Source organism: Haliscomenobacter sp. (assembly GCF_040403615.1).
Taxonomy (GTDB): Bacteria; Bacteroidota; Bacteroidia; order Chitinophagales; family Saprospiraceae; genus Haliscomenobacter.
In genome coordinates, this window is sequence record NZ_JBBAKG010000011.1 from 49624 (window position 1) to 76109 (window position 26486).

At 47.0% G+C, this 26486-nt stretch carries 17 protein-coding genes; 10 read left to right on the forward strand and 7 right to left on the reverse strand.

What is annotated here, in order from left to right; all coding sequences use genetic code 11:
- Nucleotides 1–23 precede the first annotated feature (23 nt).
- Together ABW391_RS05600 and ABW391_RS05605 are read left to right on the forward strand one after the other, a co-directional pair.
- Nucleotides 24–3617, forward strand: a complete 3594-nt coding sequence (locus tag ABW391_RS05600; protein ID WP_353480854.1) for an ABC transporter permease/M1 family aminopeptidase — start codon at nt 24–26, stop codon at nt 3615–3617.
- A 148-nt stretch (nt 3618–3765) separates the two neighbouring features.
- Complete coding sequence (locus ABW391_RS05605; RefSeq protein ID WP_353480855.1) at nt 3766–4350, forward strand: hypothetical protein; 585 nt, start codon at nt 3766–3768, stop codon at nt 4348–4350.
- A gap of 106 nt (nt 4351–4456) precedes the next feature.
- Here ABW391_RS05605 and ABW391_RS05610 read toward each other — a convergent pair whose 3' ends face one another.
- The 3 genes from ABW391_RS05610 to ABW391_RS05620 all read right to left on the reverse strand — a co-directional run bounded on the left by ABW391_RS05610 (nt 4457) and on the right by ABW391_RS05620 (nt 7661).
- Nucleotides 4457–5755 carry an alpha/beta hydrolase family protein gene (locus ABW391_RS05610; RefSeq protein WP_353480856.1) on the reverse strand — a complete coding sequence of 433 codons (1299 nt, stop codon included), beginning with the start codon at nt 5753–5755 and terminating at the stop codon, nt 4457–4459.
- An 89-nt stretch (nt 5756–5844) separates the two neighbouring features.
- On the reverse strand, nt 5845–6333 hold the full coding sequence (locus ABW391_RS05615; RefSeq protein WP_353480857.1) for a hypothetical protein: 489 nt from the start codon (nt 6331–6333) through the stop codon (nt 5845–5847).
- Nucleotides 6334–6338: 5 nt separating this feature from the next.
- Nucleotides 6339–7661 (reverse strand): caspase family protein, encoded by a 1323-nt coding sequence (locus ABW391_RS05620; protein WP_353480858.1) that lies wholly within the window; start codon nt 7659–7661, stop codon nt 6339–6341.
- A gap of 224 nt (nt 7662–7885) precedes the next feature.
- Between ABW391_RS05620 and ABW391_RS05625 the strand changes: the two genes are divergently transcribed.
- A complete protein-coding gene (locus tag ABW391_RS05625; RefSeq protein ID WP_353480859.1) occupies nt 7886–9052 on the forward strand; it encodes an MFS transporter in 1167 nt (388 codons plus the stop codon).
- A gap of 79 nt (nt 9053–9131) precedes the next feature.
- Here the strand turns inward: ABW391_RS05625 and ABW391_RS05630 are convergent, their stop codons facing one another.
- The 3 genes from ABW391_RS05630 to ABW391_RS05640 all read right to left on the reverse strand — a co-directional run bounded on the left by ABW391_RS05630 (nt 9132) and on the right by ABW391_RS05640 (nt 14492).
- Nucleotides 9132–10541, reverse strand: a complete 1410-nt coding sequence (locus ABW391_RS05630; protein WP_353480860.1) for an APC family permease — start codon at nt 10539–10541, stop codon at nt 9132–9134.
- 100 nt (nt 10542–10641) lie between these two features.
- Complete coding sequence (locus ABW391_RS05635) at nt 10642–13500, reverse strand: PVC-type heme-binding CxxCH protein (RefSeq protein WP_353480861.1); 2859 nt, start codon at nt 13498–13500, stop codon at nt 10642–10644.
- A gap of 122 nt (nt 13501–13622) precedes the next feature.
- Nucleotides 13623–14492, reverse strand: a complete 870-nt coding sequence (locus ABW391_RS05640) for a sugar phosphate isomerase/epimerase family protein (RefSeq protein ID WP_353480862.1) — start codon at nt 14490–14492, stop codon at nt 13623–13625.
- 446 nt (nt 14493–14938) lie between these two features.
- Between ABW391_RS05640 and ABW391_RS05645 the strand changes: the two genes are divergently transcribed.
- The 7 genes from ABW391_RS05645 to ABW391_RS05675 all read left to right on the forward strand — a co-directional run bounded on the left by ABW391_RS05645 (nt 14939) and on the right by ABW391_RS05675 (nt 23927).
- Nucleotides 14939–17341: an ABC transporter permease gene (locus ABW391_RS05645; RefSeq protein WP_353480863.1), complete on the forward strand. Its 2403-nt coding sequence runs from the start codon at nt 14939–14941 to the stop codon at nt 17339–17341.
- A 54-nt stretch (nt 17342–17395) separates the two neighbouring features.
- Nucleotides 17396–18079, forward strand: coding sequence for an ABC transporter ATP-binding protein (locus tag ABW391_RS05650; protein WP_353480864.1), 684 nt, complete (start codon nt 17396–17398; stop codon nt 18077–18079).
- A gap of 109 nt (nt 18080–18188) precedes the next feature.
- A complete protein-coding gene (locus ABW391_RS05655; protein WP_353480865.1) occupies nt 18189–19499 on the forward strand; it encodes a TolC family protein in 1311 nt (436 codons plus the stop codon).
- 404 nt (nt 19500–19903) lie between these two features.
- On the forward strand, nt 19904–20581 hold the full coding sequence (locus ABW391_RS05660; RefSeq protein ID WP_353480866.1) for a helix-hairpin-helix domain-containing protein: 678 nt from the start codon (nt 19904–19906) through the stop codon (nt 20579–20581).
- Between the two features lie 129 nt (nt 20582–20710).
- Entirely contained in the window at nt 20711–20875 is a 165-nt protein-coding gene (locus tag ABW391_RS05665; RefSeq protein ID WP_353480867.1) for a hypothetical protein, read from the forward strand.
- Nucleotides 20841–22739 carry a 1,4-alpha-glucan branching protein GlgB gene (glgB, locus tag ABW391_RS05670; RefSeq protein ID WP_353480868.1) on the forward strand — a complete coding sequence of 633 codons (1899 nt, stop codon included), beginning with the start codon at nt 20841–20843 and terminating at the stop codon, nt 22737–22739. The genes ABW391_RS05665 and glgB overlap by 35 nt, the downstream gene beginning before the upstream one ends.
- 480 nt (nt 22740–23219) lie before the next feature.
- Nucleotides 23220–23927, forward strand: coding sequence for an RpnC/YadD family protein (locus ABW391_RS05675; protein WP_353480869.1), 708 nt, complete (start codon nt 23220–23222; stop codon nt 23925–23927).
- Between the two features lie 48 nt (nt 23928–23975).
- Here ABW391_RS05675 and ABW391_RS05680 read toward each other — a convergent pair whose 3' ends face one another.
- Nucleotides 23976–26468: an InlB B-repeat-containing protein gene (locus ABW391_RS05680; RefSeq protein WP_353480870.1), complete on the reverse strand. Its 2493-nt coding sequence runs from the start codon at nt 26466–26468 to the stop codon at nt 23976–23978.
- Nucleotides 26469–26486 lie beyond the last annotated feature (18 nt).

Consider the following 26486-nt stretch of genomic DNA (forward strand, 5'->3'; position numbering starts at 1 on the left):
TTATTCCCAAATTCATTTTGCGTATGTTTTTCACATTCCTACGATTTGAATTAAAATCCTGGTTGCGTGCGCCAATGCCCTGGATTTTTCTCTTCATTTTTGCCTTGATGACCTTTTTCGCAACGGTCTCCAACCAAATACAAATTGGCGGCAGTTTTGGTAACATTTGGAAAAATGCCCCTTATGTGACCCAAAACTGGTACGCTGTATTCAGCATCCTATCCTTGCTGCTGATCACGGCCTTTTTGAACACGGCGGCCATCCGCGATTTTGAAAACAATACTGCACAGATTGTTTTCTCTTCGCCAGTGCAAAAAGCAGGCTACTTTTTTGGCCATTTTTTTGGCGCATTGCTGGTCTGTTTGATTCCCATGTTTGGCGTTTCCCTGGGCATGTGGATCGGCACGGCGGTGAACTCACTTACTCATTGGGTGGATGCCGAGCGCTTCGGCCCATTCGAAATCCAAAGCCACCTCAATTCGTACATTACTTTTGTGATTCCCAATATGATTTTTGCGGGTGGCATCTTGTTTACCGTATCGGCCCTGACCCGTAGCACCATGTATTCGTTCATTTCAGCAATGGTGCTGTTGGTTGGGTACATTGTAGCGGGCAACCTGATGCGGGACATCGAAAACGAAAGCATTTCAGCCTTGCTAGACCCCTTTGGTTCGCGGCCTTTTGACCTCATCACCAAGTATTGGACCGTAGAGGATAAAAACCACCTTTCGGTAAGCGTTTTGCATCCAATGATGCTGGTCAACCGCTTGCTGTGGATGGGGATCGGTTTACTGGTATTGTTTTTGGGTTATTTGCGGTTCAGTTTCGCGGAAAGGGCCAAAAAATCTGGCCGTAAGAAAGCAGTCGCTGAAAATGAACCATACGGACTCAAGCAATTGGGCGAACTGCACAAAGTACAACCTGTAACCGGATGGGGCATCACCATGGCGCAATTCAGTAGCCAGTTGAAAGCCAATTTTTTTGGAGTGATCAAAAGCACACCTTTCATTTTGTTGACCTTTATCGGTTTGGTCAATACCATTCCGAACATGCAGTTTGCCACCGAAGGTTATGGTACGCACAATTTGCCGGTGACCTATACCATGGTCGACATCATCCGAGGTGCTTTTTACATGTTTGTGGTGGCCATTATCGCTTATTTTACGGGCGCTTTGATCTGGAAAGAACGCAATGCCAAGGTCAATGAGATCTACGACGCCATGCCTACCCGCAACTGGACGGATTTCTTGTCCAAGTTTCTGACCATTGTAGGAGCAGTAGCCATTTTGATGATTGTCTGCATCATCGCGGCGATCATTGCCCAAATCCTGCAAGGCTACAACCGTTACGATTTGGGGGTTTATGTACGCGAGCTACTGGTGCTGGATCTCTTGAGCTTTGCCTGTATCACGGTACTCTTCTTGTTGATACACACTTTATCGCCCAACATGTACCTTGGCTTTTTCATCTGTATTGTAGTCATGATCGTGAACTCCTTTATTTGGGGGGCACTGCGCATCGAATCCAATATGGTGCAATTTGGGGGAGCGCCTGGCTATACTGTTTCCGATTTGTATGGCTATCAACCCTATGCCAAAGGGCTGTTTTGGTTCAATGCATATTGGAGCTTGTTCAGTGCCATCCTTGCGGTTGTTGCGGTTTGTTTTTGGCCACGTGGCAAAGAAAGTGGTTGGGCCAAACGCATCAAAATTGCGGGAATGGAATGGCGCAGTTACCGCTGGGCGGGTTATAGCTCGGTGGTGCTTTGGGCATTGAGTGGGGCCTGGGTTTTTTACAATACCCTCGTGCTGAATGCTTTTAAAGGCAGCAAGGAAGTTGAAAAACTGACGGTGCGCTATGAAAAGGATTACAAACGCTTTGAAGGGAAAGCCCAACCCCGCATTTACAATGTGAAATACGACATCCAGATTTTTCCGGAAAGCCGCAGCATCGAGGCCAAAGGGCAATACTGGGTGCGCAATACCCACGCCGTGGCAATTGATTCGCTGTTGGTACAAGTACCCCAAACGGTTAAGTTTACCCTCAGTAATTCACGCCTGAAGTTGCTCAAGGACGATAAGGATGTCTATTTCCGCATTTACCGCCTCAGTCCGGCTTTGCAGCCTGGCGATTCTTTGCGACTGGATTTTGCTTCGGTTTACCGCAATAAGGGCTTCGAAAACGAACTGCGGGTACAGCAAGTGATGCAAAACGGTACTTTCTTCAATAATGGTGACATTGCGCCCAGCTTTGGCTATCAACCTGGTGGCGAAATGACCGATAAAAACCGCCGCAAGAAATTCAAATTGCCCGAGAAAACCCGTGCGCCCAAACTCAACAGGTATGATACCACCGCACGCATGAATTCTTATTTGTCCAATGATGCCGATTGGGTCAATGTGGAAACGGTAATCAGCACTGCTGCTGATCAAATCGCCATCGCTCCGGGCTCTTTGCAAAAGGAATGGACGGAAAATGGACGACATTACTTTAAGTATCGACTCGATCACGAAAGTTTCAACTTTTATTCTTTCCTCTCGGCGCGTTATGAAGTAGCACGCAAGAAATGGAAGGGCATCGATCTGGAGGTATACTACCACAAAAACCACCAGGACAATGTAGACCGCATGCTCAAGGCCATGCAGAAGTCTTTGGAATATTACACCACCAATTTTGGCCCGTATTACCATAAGCAATGCCGCATCATTGAGTTTCCAAGGTATGCCGAATTTGCTCAGGCTTTCCCGGGTACGATGCCTTATTCCGAAGGAATTGGGTTCATCGAAGACTACCGGGCCGATAAGGACGATATCGACATGGTTTTCTATGTGGTTGCCCACGAAATGGGTCACCAATGGTGGGCGCATCAGGAATGTGGTGCCTTCATGCAAGGGGGCGAAATGACTGTCGAAACCTTTGCCCAATACAGCGCCCTGATGGTGATGGAAAAAGAATACGGACGCGACATCATGCGCAAGTTTCTGAAATACGAGTCGGATCGGTACCTGCGCGGCCGCGGTAGCGAGCGCTTGAAGGAGCTTCCTTTGGGCCGTTGCGAAAACCAGGGTTACATCCACTATCAAAAAGGCTCCCTGGTAATGTACTATCTGAAAGAGATGATCGGAGAAGAACAGGTAAACCAGGGTTTGCGCGACTTTTTGAACAAATTCCGCTACGCCAAAGCGCCTTATCCGGTGACCAATGATGTGGTGGATGAGTTTTACCGCCAAACCCCCGATTCACTCAAGTACATCATCAAAGACCTGTTTTGGGACATTACCTTGTTTGAAAACCGCACCACCGAAGCCACCATTAAAGAGCTGGGTAAAGACCGCTACCAGGTGAGCATCAAGGTGGAAAGCCGCAAATTGAAGGCGGACGAACTGGGTAAGGAAAAGGAAGGAAAAGTAGCCGACTGGATTGAAATCGGAGCCTTTGCCAAACCCGAAAAGGGCAAAAAGTACGGCAAAACCCTTTACCGCAAGCGAGTATTCATCAATAAAAAGGACAACTCCTTTACATTTGAAGTCCAGGGTAAGCCCGAAAAAGCCGGGATTGATCCTTTCAGCCTGTTGGTGGATCGGAATCCTGAGGACAACATGCGAGATGTGAAGTAGAATGCGCCTCATCAGGGCATAAACTTTAGTCTACCTAGCCAGTTTATGCCCTGATTTTTAGTAAAAATATCACCTATTTAGGTGAGGCGACCCTGGTGTTTATACCCGCAATATTGTAGTGAATTCAAATCCTTTAAAATTCACCACAATGAAAAACATCAAATCCTATTTAATCTTGATGCTATGGGCCTTATTGCTACTTGGCGGAAGTTTTGCCTGTAAAAAAACAGACCCCTGTGAGTCAAAAACTTGCCTTAATGGCGGCACCTGTGATTCTGGCGACTGCAACTGTACCGAACGCTGGACGGGAGAGACCTGTGGTACCCAAAAAACACCCACGTCCATTAAATTGAGCAAACTGGAATTGACCAAATATCCCGCCAAAACTACTACCGGCGGCAATTGGGACCCTTCCGATGGCCCCGATGTGTACATGAAAATCTACAAAGGCACTACTTTGATTTGGACAGGGCCAGTATTTCCTTTGCCACTTGACCCTGTTTCTGGTCAAAACCCGGTGTTTTTCCCAGCTACCAAACCTGAATTGACCAGCCCTGCCGAAGAATACACCATCGAACTATGGGATAAGGATACCGCTCCCGATACCGACGATTTTATGGGTGGTTTGAAGTTCAAAGCGTACACCGAAACCAATAATTTCCCAGAAAGCTTGCGAATTGAATGTACGGGTTGCAGCACGGGCTATAAGGTGGATTTGGAATACATTTTTTAGAAAGGGTCTCCCTGGAAATTACGAAAGCGGCCAAAAAAATGTCAATCGGAATAAAATCCGTTTGGCATTTTTTGCTTAGGGTGACCCTGTAAACACCCAAAACTGTTCAATTCGCGTCATGGTGCCTGAATTCTAAGCCAATAGAAGTACGGGGTTTGAAGCCCTTCCAAATGCCGTCCACTGCTTTTTCCTTCAGTTGAAGGTATTCATTGAGGTCTTGTTTCTTCAAATGAATGCCCAGAAAAGCGGTGACAAAATGCTGATTGATGTTGTTGATGCGGCGCGTATCCCATACCGAATCTGCATAGCGCAGGTATTCATCGATGGGCAATCCTTGCGCAAGGGCTTCGGGTGGCGCGGGATTGGGGGCTACGTTGTGCCGTGCATTTTGATAAGTCAACAGGTATCGGTTGGCATGCCGCGCACCTTCGTAAATGGCTTTGATGCCTTTTTCGTACTTGGATATATCGTCTTCACTGCCCGCTACAAAAAAGGTAGGTCGGGTCAATCCCGCCAGCCCTGTAGAGTCCCAGGCACCAGCATTCATTCCCCAGGGCGCAAAAGCAACCACTGCTTTGATGCGCTCATCCTGGGTTTTGGCATAGGCTTCCGAGCCTGCCAGGCGTTCGGCCAAGGCTTCGGAACCGCCACTCATAGCTTTAAACGATTGGAGGGCTGTTTTACTGAATCCTGCGCCAGTGGCGTTTAATGCGCCATAGCCACCCATGGAATAGCCAATGAGTCCGGTGTTTTTGGCATCCAGCAAACCCGACAAGAAACTTCCACTTCCTTTTTGACTCAGTCGATCCATTTCATCCAGTACAAACAACTGATCCAAAGGGCGGTGGTAAAGGGTACTTGCAAAATTTGCTACATCGCGAAAAGTAGATTCGGTATGGTCAATGGCCGCCACCACGTAACCTTTGGAAGCCAGGTTTTCGGCCAAATAAGTCAAGAGGTATCGGGATCCGGTATACCCATGTGAAATAATCACCAAGGGGTAGGGGGCTTCCTCTTTTTTGGCTACGGCTTTGCGCACGCTACGGCCTTTAAACGTAAAGGGTTTGAGGGGGCGTTTGGGGTCGTTAGAGTTGCCCATGACTTCCTCGTACACCACAATTTCTTTTTGTTGGGGCGAAACAAGGGCGGGATACCATACTTCCACCGTGAGTGGGCGATCGTAAGTTGGCGTTACACCATCCTTGTGTTTCAGGACGTTCAATTGATTTTTGTGCACCAAATTGATGGTTTGCACTCCTACTTTGTATTCCCCACGTTTCGCCAACTCTGGCGCATCGGGTAGCAGATCACCGTAAATAAATTCGGTGGATTGTGCGAAAAGCAGAACTGTAAATGTCAAACAAAACAAAGCAGAGAGCAGCGTTTTTTGGACGAAGTTTACCATTACTTGAATGTTTTCTAGGGTATCGACCAAAGAGAGAACAGCGTCATCCTTAAACCCTGTTCTCTCCGTGGTTCATAAATACCTGATTTTTATTTCACTGTCGATTTTTCTACCACTTTCTGGATCGCTGCTTCCAATCCATTTTCTTGGGTCAAATCCATCGATTTGTCTTTGATTTTGGTATTGGCTGAAAAGACCAGGCGCGTTTTTCCACAAGGTGTCGGGCTGATTATGTAGGTCAATTGCTCTTTGGCCGTAGTGAAGCGAACCGCATATTTGGCTATAAATGGGCAACTTTTTACATTCAGCGCATCGTAATTTCGAATATTGACGGCAGCCAGTTTAAGGCTGGCTGCTTCATCTGCACTGAGGGGCAGGTACTCCATTACTTTGTAATCGGCAATATAAGTTTTGCTCAGATCCTGTTCCTGAGCCGGGGTTGGAAAAGCATCAATTGCGTACAGTTCCGTTTTATCCACCGATTTGAAAATTTTGGCGAAATCGCCGAGGATATTGGAATTGCAGGCTTTGCTGCCAAGCAGTAAAACACTCATGAGATACATTAGCAATTTAGGCATTACAATTAGTTTTTAGGCGCAACGTCGTAGTGGTAAATTCCATTCTGGGTGGTGCAATTGCTGCAAACGCCCTTGGAGGATTTTCTTTTTGCACCATTGACGGTATTGGTGATCAGGTCGCGCCAATCTGCAGTATCATCACGCATGTAGCTGATTTCTTCCCGTAAAGATTGTAAAAAACTGACGGTGAAAAAGCCCCCATTGGCATTGTTGGCCCAGGATACCTCGCCAGGACTGGCGGAAGTAGCCATTAAACTGCCTTTGTAATTCATAAACAGATCACGCAGCTTGTCACTATTGTAATTGTTGTTGGCTTGCATGGCCAAAAATTCACTGCCGGTGATGGGGCTGGTGATGTCGATGCTGGAGTTGCAGCAATCGCCCAGTACGATGTTCAATCGCCCACCTTTTCCTTTGATGGTTTTGAACACAAAATCCAGATCCAGCGCAGTATTGGCATCAATGCGCGTATAGGGCGAGCTGCGCATGTCCAACTGAGGCCAGGCACTCTGCTGATCCGACCAACGGAATCCGTGGCCACGGTACACAAAAATGACGATGTCGTTGACCCCCGGAACCATGGAACTTAACGAATTGACCACCGCCGATTTGGTGAAGTTGTCTCCATTGATCAGGTATTGTTTGTACGCGATGCCCAAAGAAGAAGCGATCCCTTTGAATTCAGCGGTCAACGAGGCTTGATCACGGGCACAACTCATGCCAATGTCGCCGATGTTGGTATTGGCCGCAATCACTAAATGTAGGGTAGTGGCTCCAGTGAAGGTGTTGGGGGGCGTCTTTTTGATGTTCACCGTGCTGAGGTCGAGGCCGTACATTTTGCGCATCGCCTTGTAATCGGCTTCTTCCGACGCATAAAACTCCCGCAAGTAAGCATCGGTAATGTCTTTTTTAGACAAAGTCTTGAAAGATTCCGCTTGCAATAATTTGGAAGTATCGTCGGGGTCATCGGTCAGATAAGGCAAATCCTGGTCTTCCAAAAAGATGAGGTGGTCAGGGTTGTAACCATACTTCCCAGCCTGGGTGATGAAACGGGGATTGGAACCCATCAACGCAAGGTATTCGCTGCCATCGGTGTCGCCGTGTTCAGAAGAGTAATCTACCTGTACTACTTTGTACATGTCTTCTGCATTGTAAGCGATCCGCATGTACATTTTGGTATCGTTGAAAATCACCAAAAGTCCTTTGTACTTTACTCCTATTTTATCGGTAAATTTGAGCTCAAAGAGGTCTTGAGCGGGCAAAAGGCTGGCAGCAAAACAGAATGCTGCGAGGATGAAAAATGCCTTTGAATAGCATAGTTTTCTCATAACGCAAAGGTTTTATAGTAGTAATCCGTAGTGATAACCACACTTCGGCTGACGCTTAAAATTATAAAGATATTGTCTGGATTTATAGGGTATAACTTTTTTTTAAGAAAATCAGATTTATGGTCTTCCCGCAAATCAATTCAGTATTGAAAGCGATCAATGCAGAGGTGGTGTTAATGCCGCCGGACTAATTACCTTTGCAGTACTTAAACGTTTTAATTTCCATGACTGCGCACTTACGTCTTTTTTTCAACCACAGTACCAGCCGAAGCATTGGTTTGGTTTTTGCCATGCAGGGTTTGTTGTTTGGTACCTGGTCTTCGATGATTCCCTACATCAAGCAAAAATTTGAACTGGACGATGCCCAATTGGGCTTATTGCTTCTCTCTCTTCCCGCCGGGGTCACACTGATGAATCCTTTATCCGTAGGAATATTGCACCGTCTGGGTACGGTTCGGATGATTTTGATTGCCCGTACGCTGGGCGCTATTTTCTTTGTTCTTCCCTTTTTGATGCCCCAGGTGGGATTGGTTGCTTTGGCCTTATTCGTCATGGGAACCACTTTTTCATCCACCAATGTTTCGATGAACACTGCAGCCACGGCGCTGGAAAAGCACGAAAGCATCCGCATCATGTCTACCTGCCATGCCTTGTGGTCGAGTGGGGCCATGTTTGGTTCTGCCCTTGGCGCTACTTCGTTGGGGGCGGGTATCAATCCAGTGACCCATGTAATTGGGATGGGTGTTATTTTGGTATCGTCTACACTTTTGATTTATCAATCTTTTCTGAAAGTACCCAGCGAGGTCATGATCAGCAAATCAGATGGGCCACGGCCAAAATTTGGCTTGCCCAATGCGGCACTATGGGGTTTGGTGGCCATCAGTTTGTGTACCAACCTGACCGAGGGCACCATGGCCGACTGGTCGGCCTTGTACATGCGCGAAGTTGTCAAAGCACCTGCTGCGCTGTGGGGTTGGGGCTTTGCGGCCTATGCCTTTTTTATGGCCTTGACCCGTTTTATGGGAGATGCAATTCTCAAACATTATAGTGGAGGCCATGTGTTGCGGGTAGGTGGTGGCATTGCGGCAAGTGGCTTGTTAATGGCTATTTTATTGCCCTATCCGGCTACAACACTGTTGGGTTTTGCCATGGTAGGCGCTGGAGTGTCTCTTGGTGCGCCGATTTTGTACAGCGCGGCCGCCAAAGTACCAGGCATGGCGCCTGGAGCAGGTTTGGCTACGATGAATACCTTTGCGATGGTCGGTTTTTTGGGTGGCCCTGCGGTGATTGGGTTTATTGCCAAAGCCTACAGCTTGCCAGTCGCCCTGAGTGTCGTGGTTTTTGCAGGCCTGGTCTGGATTTGGAGAGCTGGGTATTTGAAGGGGATTTAAGCGCAGATTTGACGCAGAAAAAATCTGTGAAAAATCCGCGCTTAAATCTGCGTCAAATCTGTGTGAAACAAAACAACCCTTATTTCTTCCGCATCAAAAAGTAATAAATCGGCACACCCAAGGCCACAATGATCAAGCCCGGCCAGGTATAAGCAGGCTTGTAGATGATCAGTAAAACGCAAAAAGTGATCCCCATTGCGATGTAAATAATGGGCAAAACAGGGTAACCTAAAGCTTTGTAAGGCCGTTCCAAATCGGGTTGTTTTACCCGTAAAATGAAAATGCCGATAATGGTAAGGACGTAAAAAATTACCACCACAAATGAAATCATGTCCAGCAAATCTCCATATCTACCACTCAAGCACAGCAGCGAAGCAAAGGCGCATTGAATCCAAAGGCCAAATTCTGGCACTGCGTTCTTGTTCAGTTCACCGGCTTTTTTGAAAAACAAACCGTCTTGCGCCATGCTGTAATATACCCTTGCGCCAGAAAGAATCAGGCCGTTGTTGCAACCAAAGGTAGACACCATCACCAACAAGGCAAGTATTGCAGTACCGCTGGTACCAAAGATGGATTCAGCCGCCGCAATCCCTACCCGGTCTTTCGCTGCGGTAGCAATATCGTTCATGGGCAATACTGCGGTATACATGACATTGGTCAGGATGTATAAAACCGTCACCGTAAGGGTACCCAACAACAAAGCCAGCCCGATATTCCGTTTGGGATTGGTGATTTCTCCGGCGACAAAGGTGACATTGTTCCAACTGTCGCTGCTAAACAAGGTACCTACCATTGCAGCCGCAATGCCCCCTGCCAGTGCGTAAAAGCTGGGATAAGCATTAAAAACGCCCGGAGAACTAAAACGCTGGATGTTGAACGCGTTGCTCCAGTTGGCCGACCACACTTCGGGTTTCGCCAAAATCAAACCAAACAAAACCAGCCCCAACAAACTGACGAGTTTGGCCGAGGTGAAAGTAGTTTGAATGATTTTTCCACTCTTGACCCCACGCGTATTGACATAGGTCAAAAACACGATCAGGGCAATGGAGACCAATTGTGCCGAGGAAATGTTGAATCCCAAAATTTTGGCCAAAATGACATCATCACCCAATTGAGGAATGAAATAAGCGAAAAACTTGGAAAAAGCCACACCCACTGCGGCAATGGTACCGGTTTGGATTACCGCAAAAAAGCTCCACCCAAACAAGAAGGCAATCAGAGAGTTGTAGGCTTCGCGCAGGTACACGTATTGCCCCCCTGCTTTGGGGTACATGCCGCTCAATTCGCCATAACTAAGGGCCGCCGAAATGGTCATAAATCCGGTAATCAGCCAAATGACCAGCATCCATCCTGCCGATCCTACATTGCGCGCCACATCAGCACTTACGATAAAAATACCGGAACCGATCATGCCGCCCGCTACCAATAAAGTAGCATCGAGCAATCCGAGCTCCCGCTTCATGTTGTCTGTATTGTTGGTCTCATTCATACGTTAGGGAAAATTGAATCAGGTGTTGGTTTGAAATTGCTCTAAGAAAAAAAATACTTTGATCAAATCCAAATCAACGCGTCTTTTTTCCACATGCCAACTATTTCAGCTCTTGTAAAAAGCGACTTACGTTGGCCAAATCTTCCTCCGACAAGCCCAAGGCACTGGGTTCGGGCATCAAAGATCCCGGTTGTTTGCTGCGCTTGGTCACTTTATTGGCTGGAAAAGCGTGCTGTTGCCCCACTAAATCGCGCACCACCACGGTTTGGCCATCGGCTACAATGAATCCGAAGGCTGATTCGCCGTCACTGGTGTTGACTGTCCATGCTTCGTATCCAAAAACAATCCCTGCGGAAGGGTTCACAATGGCATCCAACAGGCTAACCAGATCAAATTTGTTTTTGATCTGGGTCAATTCCGGACCCACATTCAGCCCGATTTTCCCGGCTTTATGGCAATTGGCGCAACTGTTTTGGAATACTTTTTTGCCTTTGGCTGCATTGCCAGGCATTGCAGCGATCGTGGAGATCGACCAAGCTTTGTCGCTTCCGGGGCGTTTGAAATAATTGCCCGCCTGAATGCGCACGGCTAGACTTTGGTTTTCAAAAATAGTTGCGCCAATTGCGTCATACAAATCTTTGCTCAATTTGTTTTCAGCCAACAATCCGATCAGCATTTGGCCACCAATGGAATCTTTGGCCATGCGTTCAGCCGTATATCGGCGCTCTGGAAAGGCAATGTTGAGATTGAGCAAGCGTTCGCGTTGGGCTTTCCATTGGTTGATCTTTTTCTCCAGCGCCAGATCCAGCCCTGTTTTTTGCCATTCGATTACCGTAGCCCAATCGTTGGTTTGCCGAAAGGCCAACCAGTATTTGGCTTGTTCAGCTACATCTGGTAAGGTGCTTTTTGCCAAAACAATCATGGCCTCAGCAGCTTTGCGGTCTTTGACATAAGCCAGTCCGGTGATGGCCTGGCGGCGTTCGGTTACGTTGGAGGTTGCAGCATTGCCCCACGCGCTGAGTTGATCTACCGCGGCAGCAGGGTGCAATCGCCAGGCCAGTTTGCGCCAAACAGGTTCACTTAATCGGGGTGATAGCGTGCTTAACATAGGCCAGATCTTGGGCGCATCATCGCCAATGGCTGCTCCGATGGCCTCCAGTTCCCAGGCATTGCTGCCATCGTATTGCTTGATGAGCTTGAGCAGAATGGCAGATTTGGCCTCCCAAGGTTGATCCCGCAGTGCAATGGCGATTTCGCGGCGCAACATTGGCAAGGGTGAAGTAGCGTATTGGTCGCAAAGGGTTAGGATTTGTACAGCAGGTAAAACGCTGCGCAATGTTCGAAATGTCGCTACCGCCAGGCGTTCATCCGCTGGATTTTTCAGCATGGGCTCCATTTCACTTCGGGCAATATTGGGCGGTAAAATTTTTCCCAACAAAAATACTGCTCTGGCTCTTACGTATGGATTGGCAGATTGTAGCAGATCCTGCACAGCGGAAACTGCCCCTGCTCCTTGCTTCAATAAAGCTTGTTGTCCTTGCGCCCGGACGTTGGGGGCAGGGCTTTGAAAAGCAGCCAATTGCCCTTCCAGGGTAGTCAAATCAATTTTAGGTGCCCGCAATTGTTTTCCTTTGGGGGCGATGCGGTAGATCCGGCCATAACCCAGGCTGTCTTTCATTTGGTGACCGCCCACCACGGGGTCGTACCAGTCGGCTACATACATTGCGCCGTCGGTGCCGATCATCACGTCAGAAGGACGAAACCATTTGCTGAGATCTGCTTTGTGTTTGGCATCATTCCAATAGTATGCTTCATCGTCGGCTGCAACGGAACTGAGCAAACGCTGTCTGCTTCCGAGGTCAAAACCCGCGCCTTGTGGCTTGGGCCAATAGGCAAAAATGACGTTGCGGCCTGCTTCGGCACTGAGCAACATGCCCCGGTATTTCTCGCCCAGTCCATCGCCTTCATTCACTGCTATGCCCGTAGGGGAGCCGGCTCCGGTGTTGTCGCCAGCTGGCATGAATCCAGGATCTTCCTGGTGCCAATGCGCAGTGAACATGTCCTGTCCAGGCCGCTGATCGGCATTCCAATAACGGGTGCCATCGGCGCTGAAAAATCCAGCATTGCCCCCTTCCATCAACCAGGATACCCGGCAAGTGACGACCTGATCGTCGTTGTCGTTTTGCCACATGTCGCCGTAGCTGTCAATGGCGGTTTCGTAGCTGTTGCGAAAACCATGCCCCAGTACCTTCAAGCCAGTGCCATCTGGATTGATACAAAGTTGCAGGCCACCTACCCAGACCTTTCCGTCGTCGCTGCGCTGGTTGCCTTCGTTTTTGTCGTTGTAGGGGGAGCCGCCGGTGTATACACTGCCAGCCCGCAAAGTCCAGCCCGACTTATCCCGCACATAATGTGGCCCGGCATTGCCTACGTTGAAATACCATTTGCCATCAGGGCCGGTTACGACCGAATGGAGGGAGTGGTCGTGGTCTTTGCCTCCAAAGCCCGTGAGCAGAATTTCTTTTCTATCGGGAATGTCGTCGCCATTTTCATCGGTGTAAATGATCAAATTGGGGGCGCAGGATACGATGACTTGCTTGCCCACTACGGCGATCCCCAACGGCGAAACCAGGTCTTTGTCCTGGACAAATATTTTGGAGCCATCGGCTTTGCCATCGCCATCGGTATCTTCCAGAATCATCACCCGATCTCCATTGTGGTGGAACAAGTGATGGAGGGTATCGTTGTTGAAGGTGCGGTAGTTGACGGCTTCGGTGACCCAAATCCGCCCTCGAGTGTCCACATCCATATTGGTAGGGTTGTAAAACAGGGGACTTTCGGCCCAGAGGGTCACTTCCAGGTCGTCGGGGAGGTACAATTTGAGGGGGTCTTGAGGCTGGGGTTCGAAGAACAAGGAGATCAAAAAAAGGAAAAGTATGGAGGAGAAATAACGGCTCATTGTATTGCGATTTGATCCGCTTGTAGCGGGTTGATTATATTTTGATGGGAACGCGGATGACCTGAATTTGATCTGCGAAAATCCGCCTGATCCGCGTCATCAGCGTTCCCATTGTAACTTGTCTACTGAAACAGTGTTTTCAAGTATCCCAAATTGTGTTGATACGCCGTGACCACGTCATCGGCTTCTGGCTTGGCCCATTCGATCTGCATCCAATGATCGCCCTTGTAGCCAATTTCGCGCAGGGTAGTCGCTACCTGTGGCCAATCAATGCTGCCCTTGCCGAGCAACTGGCCGTTTTCTTTCATGTGCAACTCGCAGATGTTTGCTTTGCCCAAAATCCTGAGTTCCTTGAAAATGTCGTTGCCAGCATCTGTGGCATTTCTAAAATCGTAAAACACTTTGATCGCGGGAGACGCAACCTCCCGCATGATGTGCAAGTGTTCCTCTGCGGTAAGGTAGGATTCGATGCCCAGAATGACCCCGGCTTGTTCTGCCTTCGGCGCTACTTTTTTCAAGCGGCGGATGACTTCTTCTATGCCTGCGGGATCATTGCGCAAGTCATTTTTGGAAAAAAAAGCCAGCAAAACAACCCTTACTCCAAAGGCTTTGGCCACATCGATGCTGTCGGACACCCATTGTTCGGTGCGTGGGTCGGATTTGTAAGGCACGTTGTTGAGCTCTGCAATGCCCAAACTACTGATTTTGACCCCACTGCTTTTGCTGGCAGCCAGGTATTGGGCCTGCATGCCGGGCTGGCGCAGGTGCAAGTCGTTGCTTACATTGCCCAGATTAACCTGGATGCCTTGCAAGCCAATGGATTTGGCAATTGCAAACGCCCCGACATCGGCACTTTTGCCCAATGACCAGTCACAGGCACCAATGTGAAAACGGCGCTTGAAATCATCCCAAAATTCGAGGCCAGGTAAAAGCGCCTGCCCTATACCGAGCAAGGCTGTGCTGTGCAATAGTTGACGACGGGACAAGGACATGATCGTTTGTTTAGTTTGGTCAAGATAATACCAATGAGTTGAAAGCAATACAAAAAAACAATTCATTTTGCTGCTTTGCCACTACAAATTAACTTTTAACGATATTATTTTGACCGAACTAAAATTGAAAAATGCACTTTTCGATTTGATTGGAAATATTTACATAAAAAACGGATAAAAAAGTGTCCGATTTTGAACACAATCTGTCCACAATTGAACATGGTTTTTGCATAAATTGCTTTTTATTGTACTGAAATTCAATGCTTTGAGAAATTGGCATGGTCTATGACTTACTCTACATAGACAACTGACACCCACACTTGTAAGAATTTTTCACTGACTGTTGTTTCATACTTTATTTCGTTGCAATTCGCTCCAGGTTAGGGACAGGCAGGTGCGCTTGTCCCAACCGAGGGTATTTTCAAAGCCAGCTCAAAAAACAAACCATGCAATTCACGGACCTCAAATTTGCCATTCGCAATCTCTGGCGCAACAAATTTTACAGCCTCATCAATATTGGTGGCTTGGCCGTAGGAATTGCTGTAAGCATGTTGATTTTGGTTTTTGTGGCACATGAATTGAGTTTTGATCGGTTTCATAAAAATGCCAGCACTATTTATCGACTGAAGGTTTCTTTCAAATTTGGGGAGCAGGAAATGCAGGGTACGGGTATGTCAGCCTACATGGGCCCGGCCCTCAAGGAAAGTACAGCTGGCGTGAAGGACTATGTACGAATGTTCACCTCCTTTAATGAAAAACTAGCTTTCAAAAGTGACGCTGACCATATTTTTTACGAAAAACGTTTTGTACTTGCTGACCCTAGCTACTTCAAAGTATTCACTTTCCCTTTTTTACAAGGCGATCCCCGTACTGCTCTGGATCAGCCAGGGAAAATAGTGGTGAGTGAATCCATCGCGGAGAAATATTTTGGTGACAGCGATGTACTAGGCCGCACCCTGACGCTCAATAACGGCTTGAATTTCGTGATTAGTGGGGTCATCAAAAATGCACCCTCCAATGCCTCACTTGCTTACGACATCATTGCGCCCTTACAGTCCTTGTTTACTTTTCAAAAATTGCTCAATCCTGAGTTGAAAGAGGACTTGCTCAAAGTGGACAATGTGGTGCAGTTGGGTTCCTTTCAGACCTACCTGTATCTGGCCAATCCTGCTATCCAAGCCTCAGTTTTGAACAACATTCCCAAGCTGATGCGACGGGGCAAAATATCAGAATCAGAAATCAAAACCCACAAATTTGCGCTCTCCGCTCTCACCGATCTCCATACCGGAGAAAATACCAGCAGTGAGGCCAGAGGTATTAGCAATGTATACATTTTTGCAGGAGTAGCCTTGTTGATCATTTTGCTGGCCTTACTCAATTACATGAGTTTGACCACTGCCCGGGCCAATGAAAGGGCGCGGGAAGTAGGGGTGCGCAAGGCCTTGGGCGCTTTTCGCGGCGAATTGATTGGCCAGTTTTACGGAGAGTCGGTGCTGGTTACTTGCCTCTCTTTTGTACTGGGATTTGGCATGGCTTTTTTGTTGCAGCCCATCTTTTTTGATCGACTGGATCTTCAGATTGATGCGGCCTTTATGCTGAAACCGATCGTGATACTGCCAATGCTGGGTTTGATGCTGGCCTGTATTGTACTGGCTGGTGCTTATCCTTCGTTGGTACTCTCGGCTTTTAGGCCAGTAGACGTATTGAAAAGTAAGTTTTTAAAAAGCAGTAAAGGAGGCGTACAGATTCGCCAAAGCATCACAGTGTTTCAGTTCGTAGCCTCCATCGTATTGGTCATTGCCGCTTTGGTGGCCCAGCAGCAACTCAGTTATTTGCAATCGCGTAAACTGGGAATGAACAAGGATCAGATCATGATGATGACGCCCTCGCCAGAAGGCTATCAAGCTTTTCGCAACGCAGTTTCTCAATTGAATGGAATAGAAAAAACGGGGAGCGCATCCATGGCGCTGTTCAAGGATTACAATTCGATTTTTTTCGTCACCTCGCCCATCAATAAAAAAGAAGTACCACTCCATAGCTTTGGGGTAGATGTTGGTTTGGTCGATATGTTGGGCTTGACCTGGAAAATTCCACCAGCTGATTTAAAAAACACGGCTGGCTGGGAAGGAAAACTGGTGCTAAATGCCACCGCCGCCAAAGATTTGGGGGTAAAGTCCCTGACACAAGCCAATGAAATAGGTAGTCTTTTGGGAGAACCTATGGTAGGTGTGCTCAACGACTTTTATTTCAGTGAGATGAGTTTGAATCAAAAGGCCCCATTGGCCATGTCGATTGTGGGTGAAGATTTTAAAGGCACTTTGTACTTACAATTGTCAAACACTGCCGACGTGCAAGGCAGCATGGCGGCCATTGGAAAATTGTATAAAAAATATTGCCCCGATAAACCCTTTGAATATTTCTTCCTGGACGAAAGTTTTGATACCCTGTTTAAAGCCGAAGACCGCATGGCCAAACTATTTGGCATCTTTACCGGACTCGCTATCTTCATCTCCTGTTTGGGCTTATTTGGTTTGGCAGCTTATTCAACTGCCCGTCGGGCCAAAGAAATCGGCATCCGCAAAGTATTGGGTGCTTCGATCAGCAGTGTGATGGGGCTTCTGTCGGGTGAGTTTTTGCGTCCGGTACTCATTGCCATCGCAGTTGCCAGCCCAGTGGCCTGGTATTTGATGGAGCAATGGCTGAAAAAATTTACCTACCGCATTCAAATTGAGTGGTGGATTTTTGCGGCAGCGGGGGTAAGTGTGATCGTACTGGCACTTCTTACGGTAAGCATTCAAAGCTTGCGGGCAGCTTTGGCCAATCCGGCATCAGCCATCAAAAGCGAGTAAGTTTTAGGAATCATTATTTTTTGGACAATCTACAAAAAAACAAAGCAAAATTCTATGTTGCAATTAAAAAACATAGCTAAGTACCACAGCAATGGCATCCAGAAAAACTGGGTGCTCAAGGACATTAGCACTACTATTTTCGAAGGGGAATTTGTATCCATCATGGGGCCTTCGGGCGCAGGCAAAAGTACGCTGCTCAACATCATCGGCATGCTGGAAGAGCCCAGTGGCGGCGAGTACTATTTTTTGGATGAACCGGTGCACAAGCTTTCTGAGAAAAAACGCACCGAGTTGTACAAGCACTACATTGGGTTTGTGTTTCAGCAGTACCACCTCATCGATGAATTGACGGTGTACGAAAACATCGAGACCCCGCTGTTGTACAAAAAAGTGTCTTCCTCCGAGCGCAAAAGCCGGGTGGCAGATTTACTGGATCGATTCAATATGGTGGCTAAAAAGGATTTATTTCCCAATCAGCTTTCGGGCGGACAACAGCAACTCGTGGGCATTGCCCGTGCGCTCATTGGCCAGCCCAAGCTGATTTTGGCTGACGAGCCCACTGGCAACCTGCAATCTGCACAGGCCGATGAAATCATGCAGATTTTCAAAAAACTCAACGAGGATGAAGGTGTGTCCATCATTCAGGTGACCCACAGCGAAAAAAACGCCGCCTATGCCAATCGCATCATCCACTTGCTGGATGGACATGTGGAAAGGGAAGAAAAAATTGCGAAGTAAATTGAGGGAGGTTGAGTGCTTCGGCTCTGCACCCGGCACTTCGGCTCCGCTCAGTGACCGGGTGCAGAGCCGAAGCACTCAACCTCCCTCAACACCAAAATAACCATTTATGAAAAATATTCTTCTGGCCTTCATTCTACTCATTTTGGGAACGCCAATCGTAAATGCACAAAGTACCCTGAGCCTAGAAGACTGCATGCGCATTGCGCTCGAAAACAACCTGCAAATCAAAAACTCCGGCTATCAACTGGACATTGCCGAGGTTGGCCTGAAGCAAATCCGAGCCCAACAGTTGCCCGATCTGGGATTGAATTTTGGTCAAAACTTCAACTTTGGGCGCAGTGTTGACATCAACACCAACCAAAGAATTGAACAGGTTTTCCACAGCAATGGATTTGGCTTGAACCTTTCCGTGCCTATCTTTAATGGATTTGGTTTGAAGTACCAGGGGCAACAGCAACAACAGGCTATTCTCGCCGGAATGAAAGATGTTGAAGCCAGCCGCAACCTGATTCGGCGCAACACCACTACGTTTTACCTCAATACGCTGGCCAATCAGGAGCTGCAGCGCATCACCCTGGAACAAGCCAATGCTACCCGCCAGCAAATTGAATTGGCCCAAAAGCGAGTAGCCGCAGGGGTGGCCAACGAGGCGATTGTATACGAACTAAAAGCTCAACTGGCCAATGAGGAATTTAACGCGGTAAGCGCCCGCAACAATGCCGAATTGGCCAAGGTCAACCTGTTTCAGCAAATGAATCAACCTGTTGACCTTACGGCTCAATTGGATGGCAATTTGATCAAAACAGTGGAAGCGCCTGCGGAAGCCTTGGGCTCAAGTGCACTTTTGCAAAAAGCGGTTTCGATCTTGCCAGAAGTTCAGGGGGCGCAATTGCGCATTATTAGCGCCCAAAAAGGCGTAGAATCTGCGCGGTCCAATTATCTTCCCAGTGTTTATTTTCAAGGCAACTATGGCGCGTTTTTTACCAGTACGCGTCCTGAAGCGTATTTCACCCAATTGGATGCCACCCGCAACGGTAGCATGAGCATCGGGTTGAGTTTGCCGATTTTTAAAGGAGGCTCGATCAAACAACGGGTGGTACGGGCCGAGATAGCCGAAAGCATTGCCGAAAACAATCTCGCCGACGTAAAGAACCAACTCCGTACCGAGGTGGAACAAGCCGTGCAAAATCACCGGGCAACCCAAGAGCAATGGCGCGCCGCCGAACAACAAGTAGCAGCACAAACCGAAAACGTACGCATGATCGAAAAACGTTTTGCTGCGGGAACGGCCAATACTTCAGAATACATTTTGGCAAAAAACAACCTGACCCAGGCCAACGGCAACCTCATCTCGGCCAAGTACCGCCACTTGATTTGGAAGATGGTGCTGGGATATTATGAGACCGGTAAATTTTAAATGCGCAATGTAGAGACGCAATTCATCGCGTGTAATATTCAGTAAGACGCGATGAATCGCGTCTCTACACCGCTGACTGTAGATTGTTGTCAAAAAAAAGATTCCGATAATTTTACTTTTTTTTACTTTTTTAAATCCATTGATTATTCGGTTTTGGGGTACTGCTTCCAACAATGGCTTGATGCTTTTTTCATCTGGATAAATATTATTTCAAAAAATGCGTAATTGTCAGATAATTTCTTCATTCTAAGCATGTCCACTCTTTTAATAAAAATGACATTCGGCTTTGAAAATCAAAATAATAGCGAATAAATTTGCCCTAAATTTAGTGCTAATATTTTTCACATCGCTTACACAGCTCGCAAATCATTCATCGATTCATTCAACCACAAATACCAAATGACATGTTGAAGAAAGATTATTCCAAAACTAAAGATGTTTGTAAAGTAACGTTTACGCTTCCATTAAATGCCGCACAAGAAGGTGGCGAAGTTCGCGTATTGGGCGATTTCAATGGTTGGGATTGGGAAAATGGTTTGCCTATGAAAGCGGGCAAATCTGAATTTTCTGCTGCGATTGAATTGGCTACCGGGGCCAACTACGCGTTCCGTTATTTGATTGACAACGACCGTTGGGAAAACGATTGGGCTGCTGATGCTTATGTCCCATCTCCTTTTGATGGCATCAACAACTCTTTGGTTTCTGTATCCGCCATCGTTGACGGTGAATTGACCGGAAAAGCCGAAGGTGGGAAAAAAGTAAAAGCTACTGGCGAAAAAGCCAAGGCAGAAAAGGCCGCTAAAGCCCCTGCTAAAGCAAAAACCAGTGAGAAAGATGATTTGAAAAAAATTGAAGGCATCGGACCTAAAATTGCTGAATTGCTGAATGCTGCTGGCATTTTCACTTTTGCAGAGCTTGCTGGTGCCAAAATTGCAACTTTGCAAGGCGTATTGGACGCTGCGGGTAGTCGTTACAAAATGCACGACCCAGGCACCTGGGCTGAACAGGCTCAATTGGCTGCTGATGGCAACTGGGAAAAGTTGGCAACTTGGCAAGAAGCACTCAAAGGAGGCAAGAAATAGACTACTATTGAACACCATCTGAATCAGTGTTTTCCTGACGCAGCACTACTATATTTGGTAATGCTGCGTTTTTTTTTTCAGATCACTCCTCTTTTAGCATTACCTTGCTATTTTTGCTAAACATGGTGTATGAAACAAATTAATCAGCCTGAGATCCAAAGTTTCATGTTGCTTGAATTTCATGCCCGCTATTTCCATAAGAATTTTCAATCAGTAGAGACAGGTCAAAATCCTGTCGATGCCTCCAATCTCTGCAAGCATGAGCAAGGTAATCCATCACAGCCTTTTTACTGACTACGATATATATCTGTTCAAGTCGGGCACTCATTTTCGGATTTACGAAAAAATGGGTAGCCACTTGATCGAAGTTGAGGGTCAGCAAGGGGTTTATTTCTCTGTTTGGGCACCGAATGCTCAGAGTGTTTCTGTTATTGGCAATTTTAATTTTTGGAATACCGAAGAACACCCTCTTTCCTCGCGCTGGGATGGTTCCGGAATTTGGGAAGGATTCATTCCGGGGTTGGAAAAAGGCACTTTGTATAAGTACCACATCCACGCCCAAAATGGCCAACACCTGGAAAAAGGCGACCCTTACGCCCTGTTTTGGGAAGTTCCACCCAAAACCGCTTCCATTGTTTGGGACAACGACTACACCTGGAATGACCAGGATTGGCTGAAACAACGCCAGGAAAAAGCGGGCAAAGCACAGCCTTATTCCGTTTACGAAGTTCACCTGGGTACCTGGAAAAAGAATGGCAACGAGTCTTTAAGCTACCGCGAGTTGGCAGTAGATTTGGTGAATTACCTGAAGGACATGAATTTTACGCACGTAGAATTCCTGCCCGTGATGGAGCACCCTTACTTCCCTTCCTGGGGCTATCAAGTTACCGGGTATTTTGCACCAACCAGCCGTTTTGGTACCCCTCAGGACTTTATGTACCTGATGGATTCCTTGCACCAGGCCGGAATTGGGGTGATTTTGGACTGGGTGCCTTCGCATTTCCCTACGGATGCACATGGTTTGGCTGAGTTTGATGGTACTCATTTGTACGAGCACTCTGACCCAAGGAAGGGTTTTCACCCAGATTGGAAAAGTGCGATTTACAACTTTGGCCGCAATGAAGTACGCAACTTTCTGGTGTCCAATGCTCTGTTTTGGCTGGAGCGCTTTCACATCGATGGTTTGCGGGTAGACGCCGTTGCTTCCATGCTTTATCTGGATTACTCGCGGGAAGCTGGCGAATGGATCCCCAATGAAAAGGGCGGCAAAGAAAACCTGGAAGCAATCTCCTTCCTGCGGGAGTTCAATACGATGGTGTACCGGGAATTCCCCGATGCCATCACCATTGCCGAAGAATCTACGGCCTGGAGTGGCGTTTCCCATCCGACTTATTCTGGCGGCCTGGGTTTTGGCCAGAAATGGATGATGGGTTGGATGCACGATACACTCGATTATTTCAAAAAAGAATCCATCCACCGCAAATACCACCACGGCGAGATTACCTTCAGTTTGATTTATGCCTTTACCGAAAACTTCATGCTGCCGCTTTCGCACGATGAAGTGGTACATGGCAAAGGCCCACTGATTGACCGCATGCCTGGCGACGAATGGCAACGATTTGCCAACTTGCGTTTGATGTTTGGATACATGTATACCCACCCGGGTACGAAATTGCTGTTTATGGGTGGAGAGTTTGGCCAAACCACCGAATGGAGCATCGAGCGGGGACTGGAATGGTGGTTGCTGGAATTTGGCACCCATCTAGGGGTACAAGCCTGGGTACGCGACCTCAACAAGTTTTACTCTGCAAATCCAGCACTGTACGAAAAACAATTCCACCCCGAAGGTTTTGAATGGGTAGAGCACGGCGATTGGGAAAACAGCGTGTTGGCATACCTCCGCAAAGGCGAGAAGGCGGAAGAGAACTTGTTGGTGGTGTGCAATTTCACCCCCGTTACCCGCGAAGGTTTCCGGGTCGGCGTGCCAAGTGGAGGAGAATGGAAAGAGGTACTGAGCAGCGACACCAAGGAATACAATGGTACTGGAAATCACCTCAATGGCACCAAAAAAGCCGATGCCCAAGAATGGAATGGCCGGGAGCATTCTATAGAATTTACCTTGCCTCCGTTGGCAACGGTGATTTTTCAAAAGTGCTAGAACCAGTATACAACTTATACCAGATACGAGGCCAAGCCATTCACAATAGAATGGCTTGGCTTTGTACTTTAAGCATCACAAGCTGAATGGGCTTTGTAGATTGCCTTTTTCTATGGATGTTGAGGTTTTGGAGGGTGTTCAGTTCAAGATTAAATACAGGTCAAAAAATAATAGGAATAACTTTAAAAAATATTAATTGTGTCTTTATTTTTAAAAAAACATTTTTTATTTATATTGCACCTTAAACTTCTAGCAATGGAATCATCCCAGCCCGAAAAGCCCGAAAAGCCCAAAGACACCAAAGCCTACGACAAAATTCTTAAAGAAAATTTTCGCACCATTTTATTGCCAGTTGTAGCAAAACTAGCGGGTATCGAAATGATTGAGTGTACTCCACTCCCTGAAGAAATCAACATGACCATCAATCGGAATGTCGATTTCTTGATGGAGGTTCTGGACCTGCAACACAATCATTTCATTTTGCATGTTGAATTTCAAACCGAATCGGAAGCAGATATGGTATATCGTGTGGGCGAGTATCACGGTTTTTTACAAAAGCAATACAAGCTAGAAATTCGCCATTTTGTGGTTTACTTGGGCAAAGGGAAAACCCGCATGACCACCACATTACCCGATGCTTTTCAATTTAAAGGGTATCAATTGATTCAACTGAGCCAGATTCCGCTGGAAGAATTCATCGAGTCGGAGATACCGGAAGAAATTGTGCTGGCCATTTTAAGTAAATTTCCCAAAACTAAACTCCTTGCAGTAATTCGTTTGATTTTGCAACGCTTGAAGAAAGTGTGCAAGAACCAAATTGAATTGGAAAAATTCTTGCACCAGTTGACTATCCTAAGCCAAATTCGTAAATTTGATCAGCAAACCAAAAAAATCATCAACGAGATGCCAATTACGTTAGATCTTACCAAGAATGCATTTTTTAAAGATGCTTTGAAGGATGCAGTAAACCAAGGTTTAAAGCAAGGTTTAGAACAAGGACTTGAACAAGGCATTGCCCAGGAAAGGCTTGAAGCCCAGAAAAAATATGAGGAATTTGTCCATACATCTATAAAAAATATGCTTCATCTGGGTTTCGCACCTGAGGGCATTGCAGGCATCTTAAACCTTGAGCCGGGAAAAGTGCTAGAAATTTGTGCACAATTGAAAGAAGAAGATTCAGTTGAATAATAAGGCAACGCACCTAAAATATTGACTTTGGGTGCGTTGCCTTATTTTTTACAATTTTATCAACTTCTCAACACCCAATCGACTTCCCTCTCCATTGTAGATCACTAGAATATACATCCCGGCTGCAAGCCTGGAAAAATCTTGTCCCTTCAGGTTTTTACCCTTGTAAAGCAGACTTCCCAATTGATCAGACAATTCAAATTCCAGGTTCAGGTCATCACTTTTTACCTGAATTCTGTCCACAAAAGGATTGGGAAACACTTTTGGTTTTTGATCTTCATCAAGCTTCTTTAAGTCCGTGATAATGCCCAACTGTCGGTCAAAAAAATCGATGGTTAAAAAATTGTGGTCGCTGTAAAACTTGTGCTCGGTGAAAGCCACCGTTACCTGATCGTCAATGTCGCCATCGAAAGAATTGGGTACGGATAAAATGCTGTTGATGTAGGTTTCATTGAGGCGAGGATTTACCTTGAAAAAGTTTTTATCGTTGAGGTAATTGGCCGTTTTGAGATCGTTAAAAATCCCTTGTGCCTGGGTTAGAATAATGCCAGGTATGCGCAAAAAGCGTTCTGGAAAGAGGGGCGATGGTTCCAATACATGTAACTCTGCCGCAACACCCCGGGTTAGGTAAGTATTGTAAGCAGCATAAAACTGTTTGAGTCGCTGGTTGTCTGCCGAAGTATCCGACCGGGAAGCGTTCCAAATCGTTGGTACAGTGCTCACTGCAAACACCCCATCGTTGCCATTTACACCATATTGAGCACTAGCAGTAAAGTTTTTGACATAAGCGATCACGCTGCCAAAGCCACTACCTTGAGAATGCCCAATGGCGAAGAGCTTCTCGTTGCCCGTAAGTTTACCTGCTGTTTTGAGATTGGTCAGAATTTGGTTGATGCTTACGATGTCGCCATTGCTGGCCGAAACCGGGCTGTTGGCCCAGCGTTTTTGGATGCGGTCATTGCTTTCGGTCACCAAAATACCGTAGCCGTGGGCAACGGCATAGCGGTGAAAATTGTCGTTTTCAACGCTGCCAATCCAGCCTGCAGCGCTCCCTCCAGCGCCATGAAAAGCCAAAATCACCCCTTTCATCTTGGCTGGGAAGTGATAAAATACTCTTTTGTTGGCAATGGTGGTTTCCGTGAAAGTCCAAATGGGGGTAGTCTGGTAGGTAGCAGTCAAGGTGGTATTTTGTTTTGGCATCATGATACGGGTATGGTACTCGCGAAGGGTCGGGAGTGCAACAAGCCCCGGAGTGGAACTTTGCCAGCGGTCAAAAACCTGATTACTGGCATTGGGGTTGGCGAAAATATGTACGGTATCGCCTGCTGAGTAGGTGCCGCTGCCGTAACCATTGACTACATTAAGGGAGAATTGCGCTTTTACGTCAGTAGCCAACAGAGGATTGCTCCCCAAACCCGTGTTGCATTTGTGCATGGCCACTGGATGCACATTCCCATTTTGTTTGTACTCGTAATAATAAACGTAAGCCTCGGTAGGCGTGATAAACACCTCGGGATCCAGGCGCAGCGCAACCCGATTGTCGCTGATTTTGCGGAAAAGCGGGCGTTTGGTATCCAACCCTATAATCCAGACGTCGGCAGGTTTAGAATTGTTTTGCGAGCCAGGGATAAATTTTTGCTGCGCTGTACAGACAAACAGGTATGATTTTCCTTTAAAAACAAAAGGCTCGGCGGAGAAGTAATAACCATAGGACGGATCAGGGATTTTGATGTCGTAAACCTTGTTGAATCCCATAGGTGTTTCCCTATACAAGCGCAACAAGGTATCGTTGACCGTACAAAACAATAAACGGTCGCCCCCATAATCTGGCGCAGCAAAAAGGAAGGCATCAATCTTATTGCCCGCATCAAAAGTGAGTTGTTTGGTTTTTGCAGTGGACAGATCATAGCGAAAAATCTGAGTAGTTCCGGCTGTCAGGTCATTGGTGAGCAAGGCTTGTTCTCCATCGATCCAGCGAGGGCCACTAGAACTATTTTGGCCATAAGGGACTACATTTTCAACCAAGGGAATATTTGCAGTTGACCAATTGATTTCAAAATTGATGATGCTATTGCCTTTGGCGTATACCAGTCGGGCTTGAGGATCCGCCCAGTCTTTGCTCCCGATCACAGCAAAACGATTGCCCGCAAGATTGGTGGATAAATCTACATTGGAATACCCACTCCCACTCCAGGTCGCTTTGCCGATGTGGCGGGCATTGGCCACCTGTTTGGTGTACACGACTTCGGCACCCTTTTGGCTGAATCCCCATTCTGGCCCATTGATCGAGTTGGTAATGGGTGCCAGGGCGTTGTCGAACAGATAATCTTTTCCAGAAGCCGAGCGCAAGTTGCCACTTAGGCTATCCAGCAAGGCTACATATCCTCGGTTGTTTTCATCTTGAAAACAGAGCCGATGGCCACTCTGCCAGATTTCAAAATCGAGGTAACTGGCGGTGGTATCGCCAATCCGAACATCATTGGGTTTGAAGGATTGTCCAAAAAGCAATAGTGGACAAAGCCAGAAAAACAGTACACGCATGACCTAATTTTTTGGATG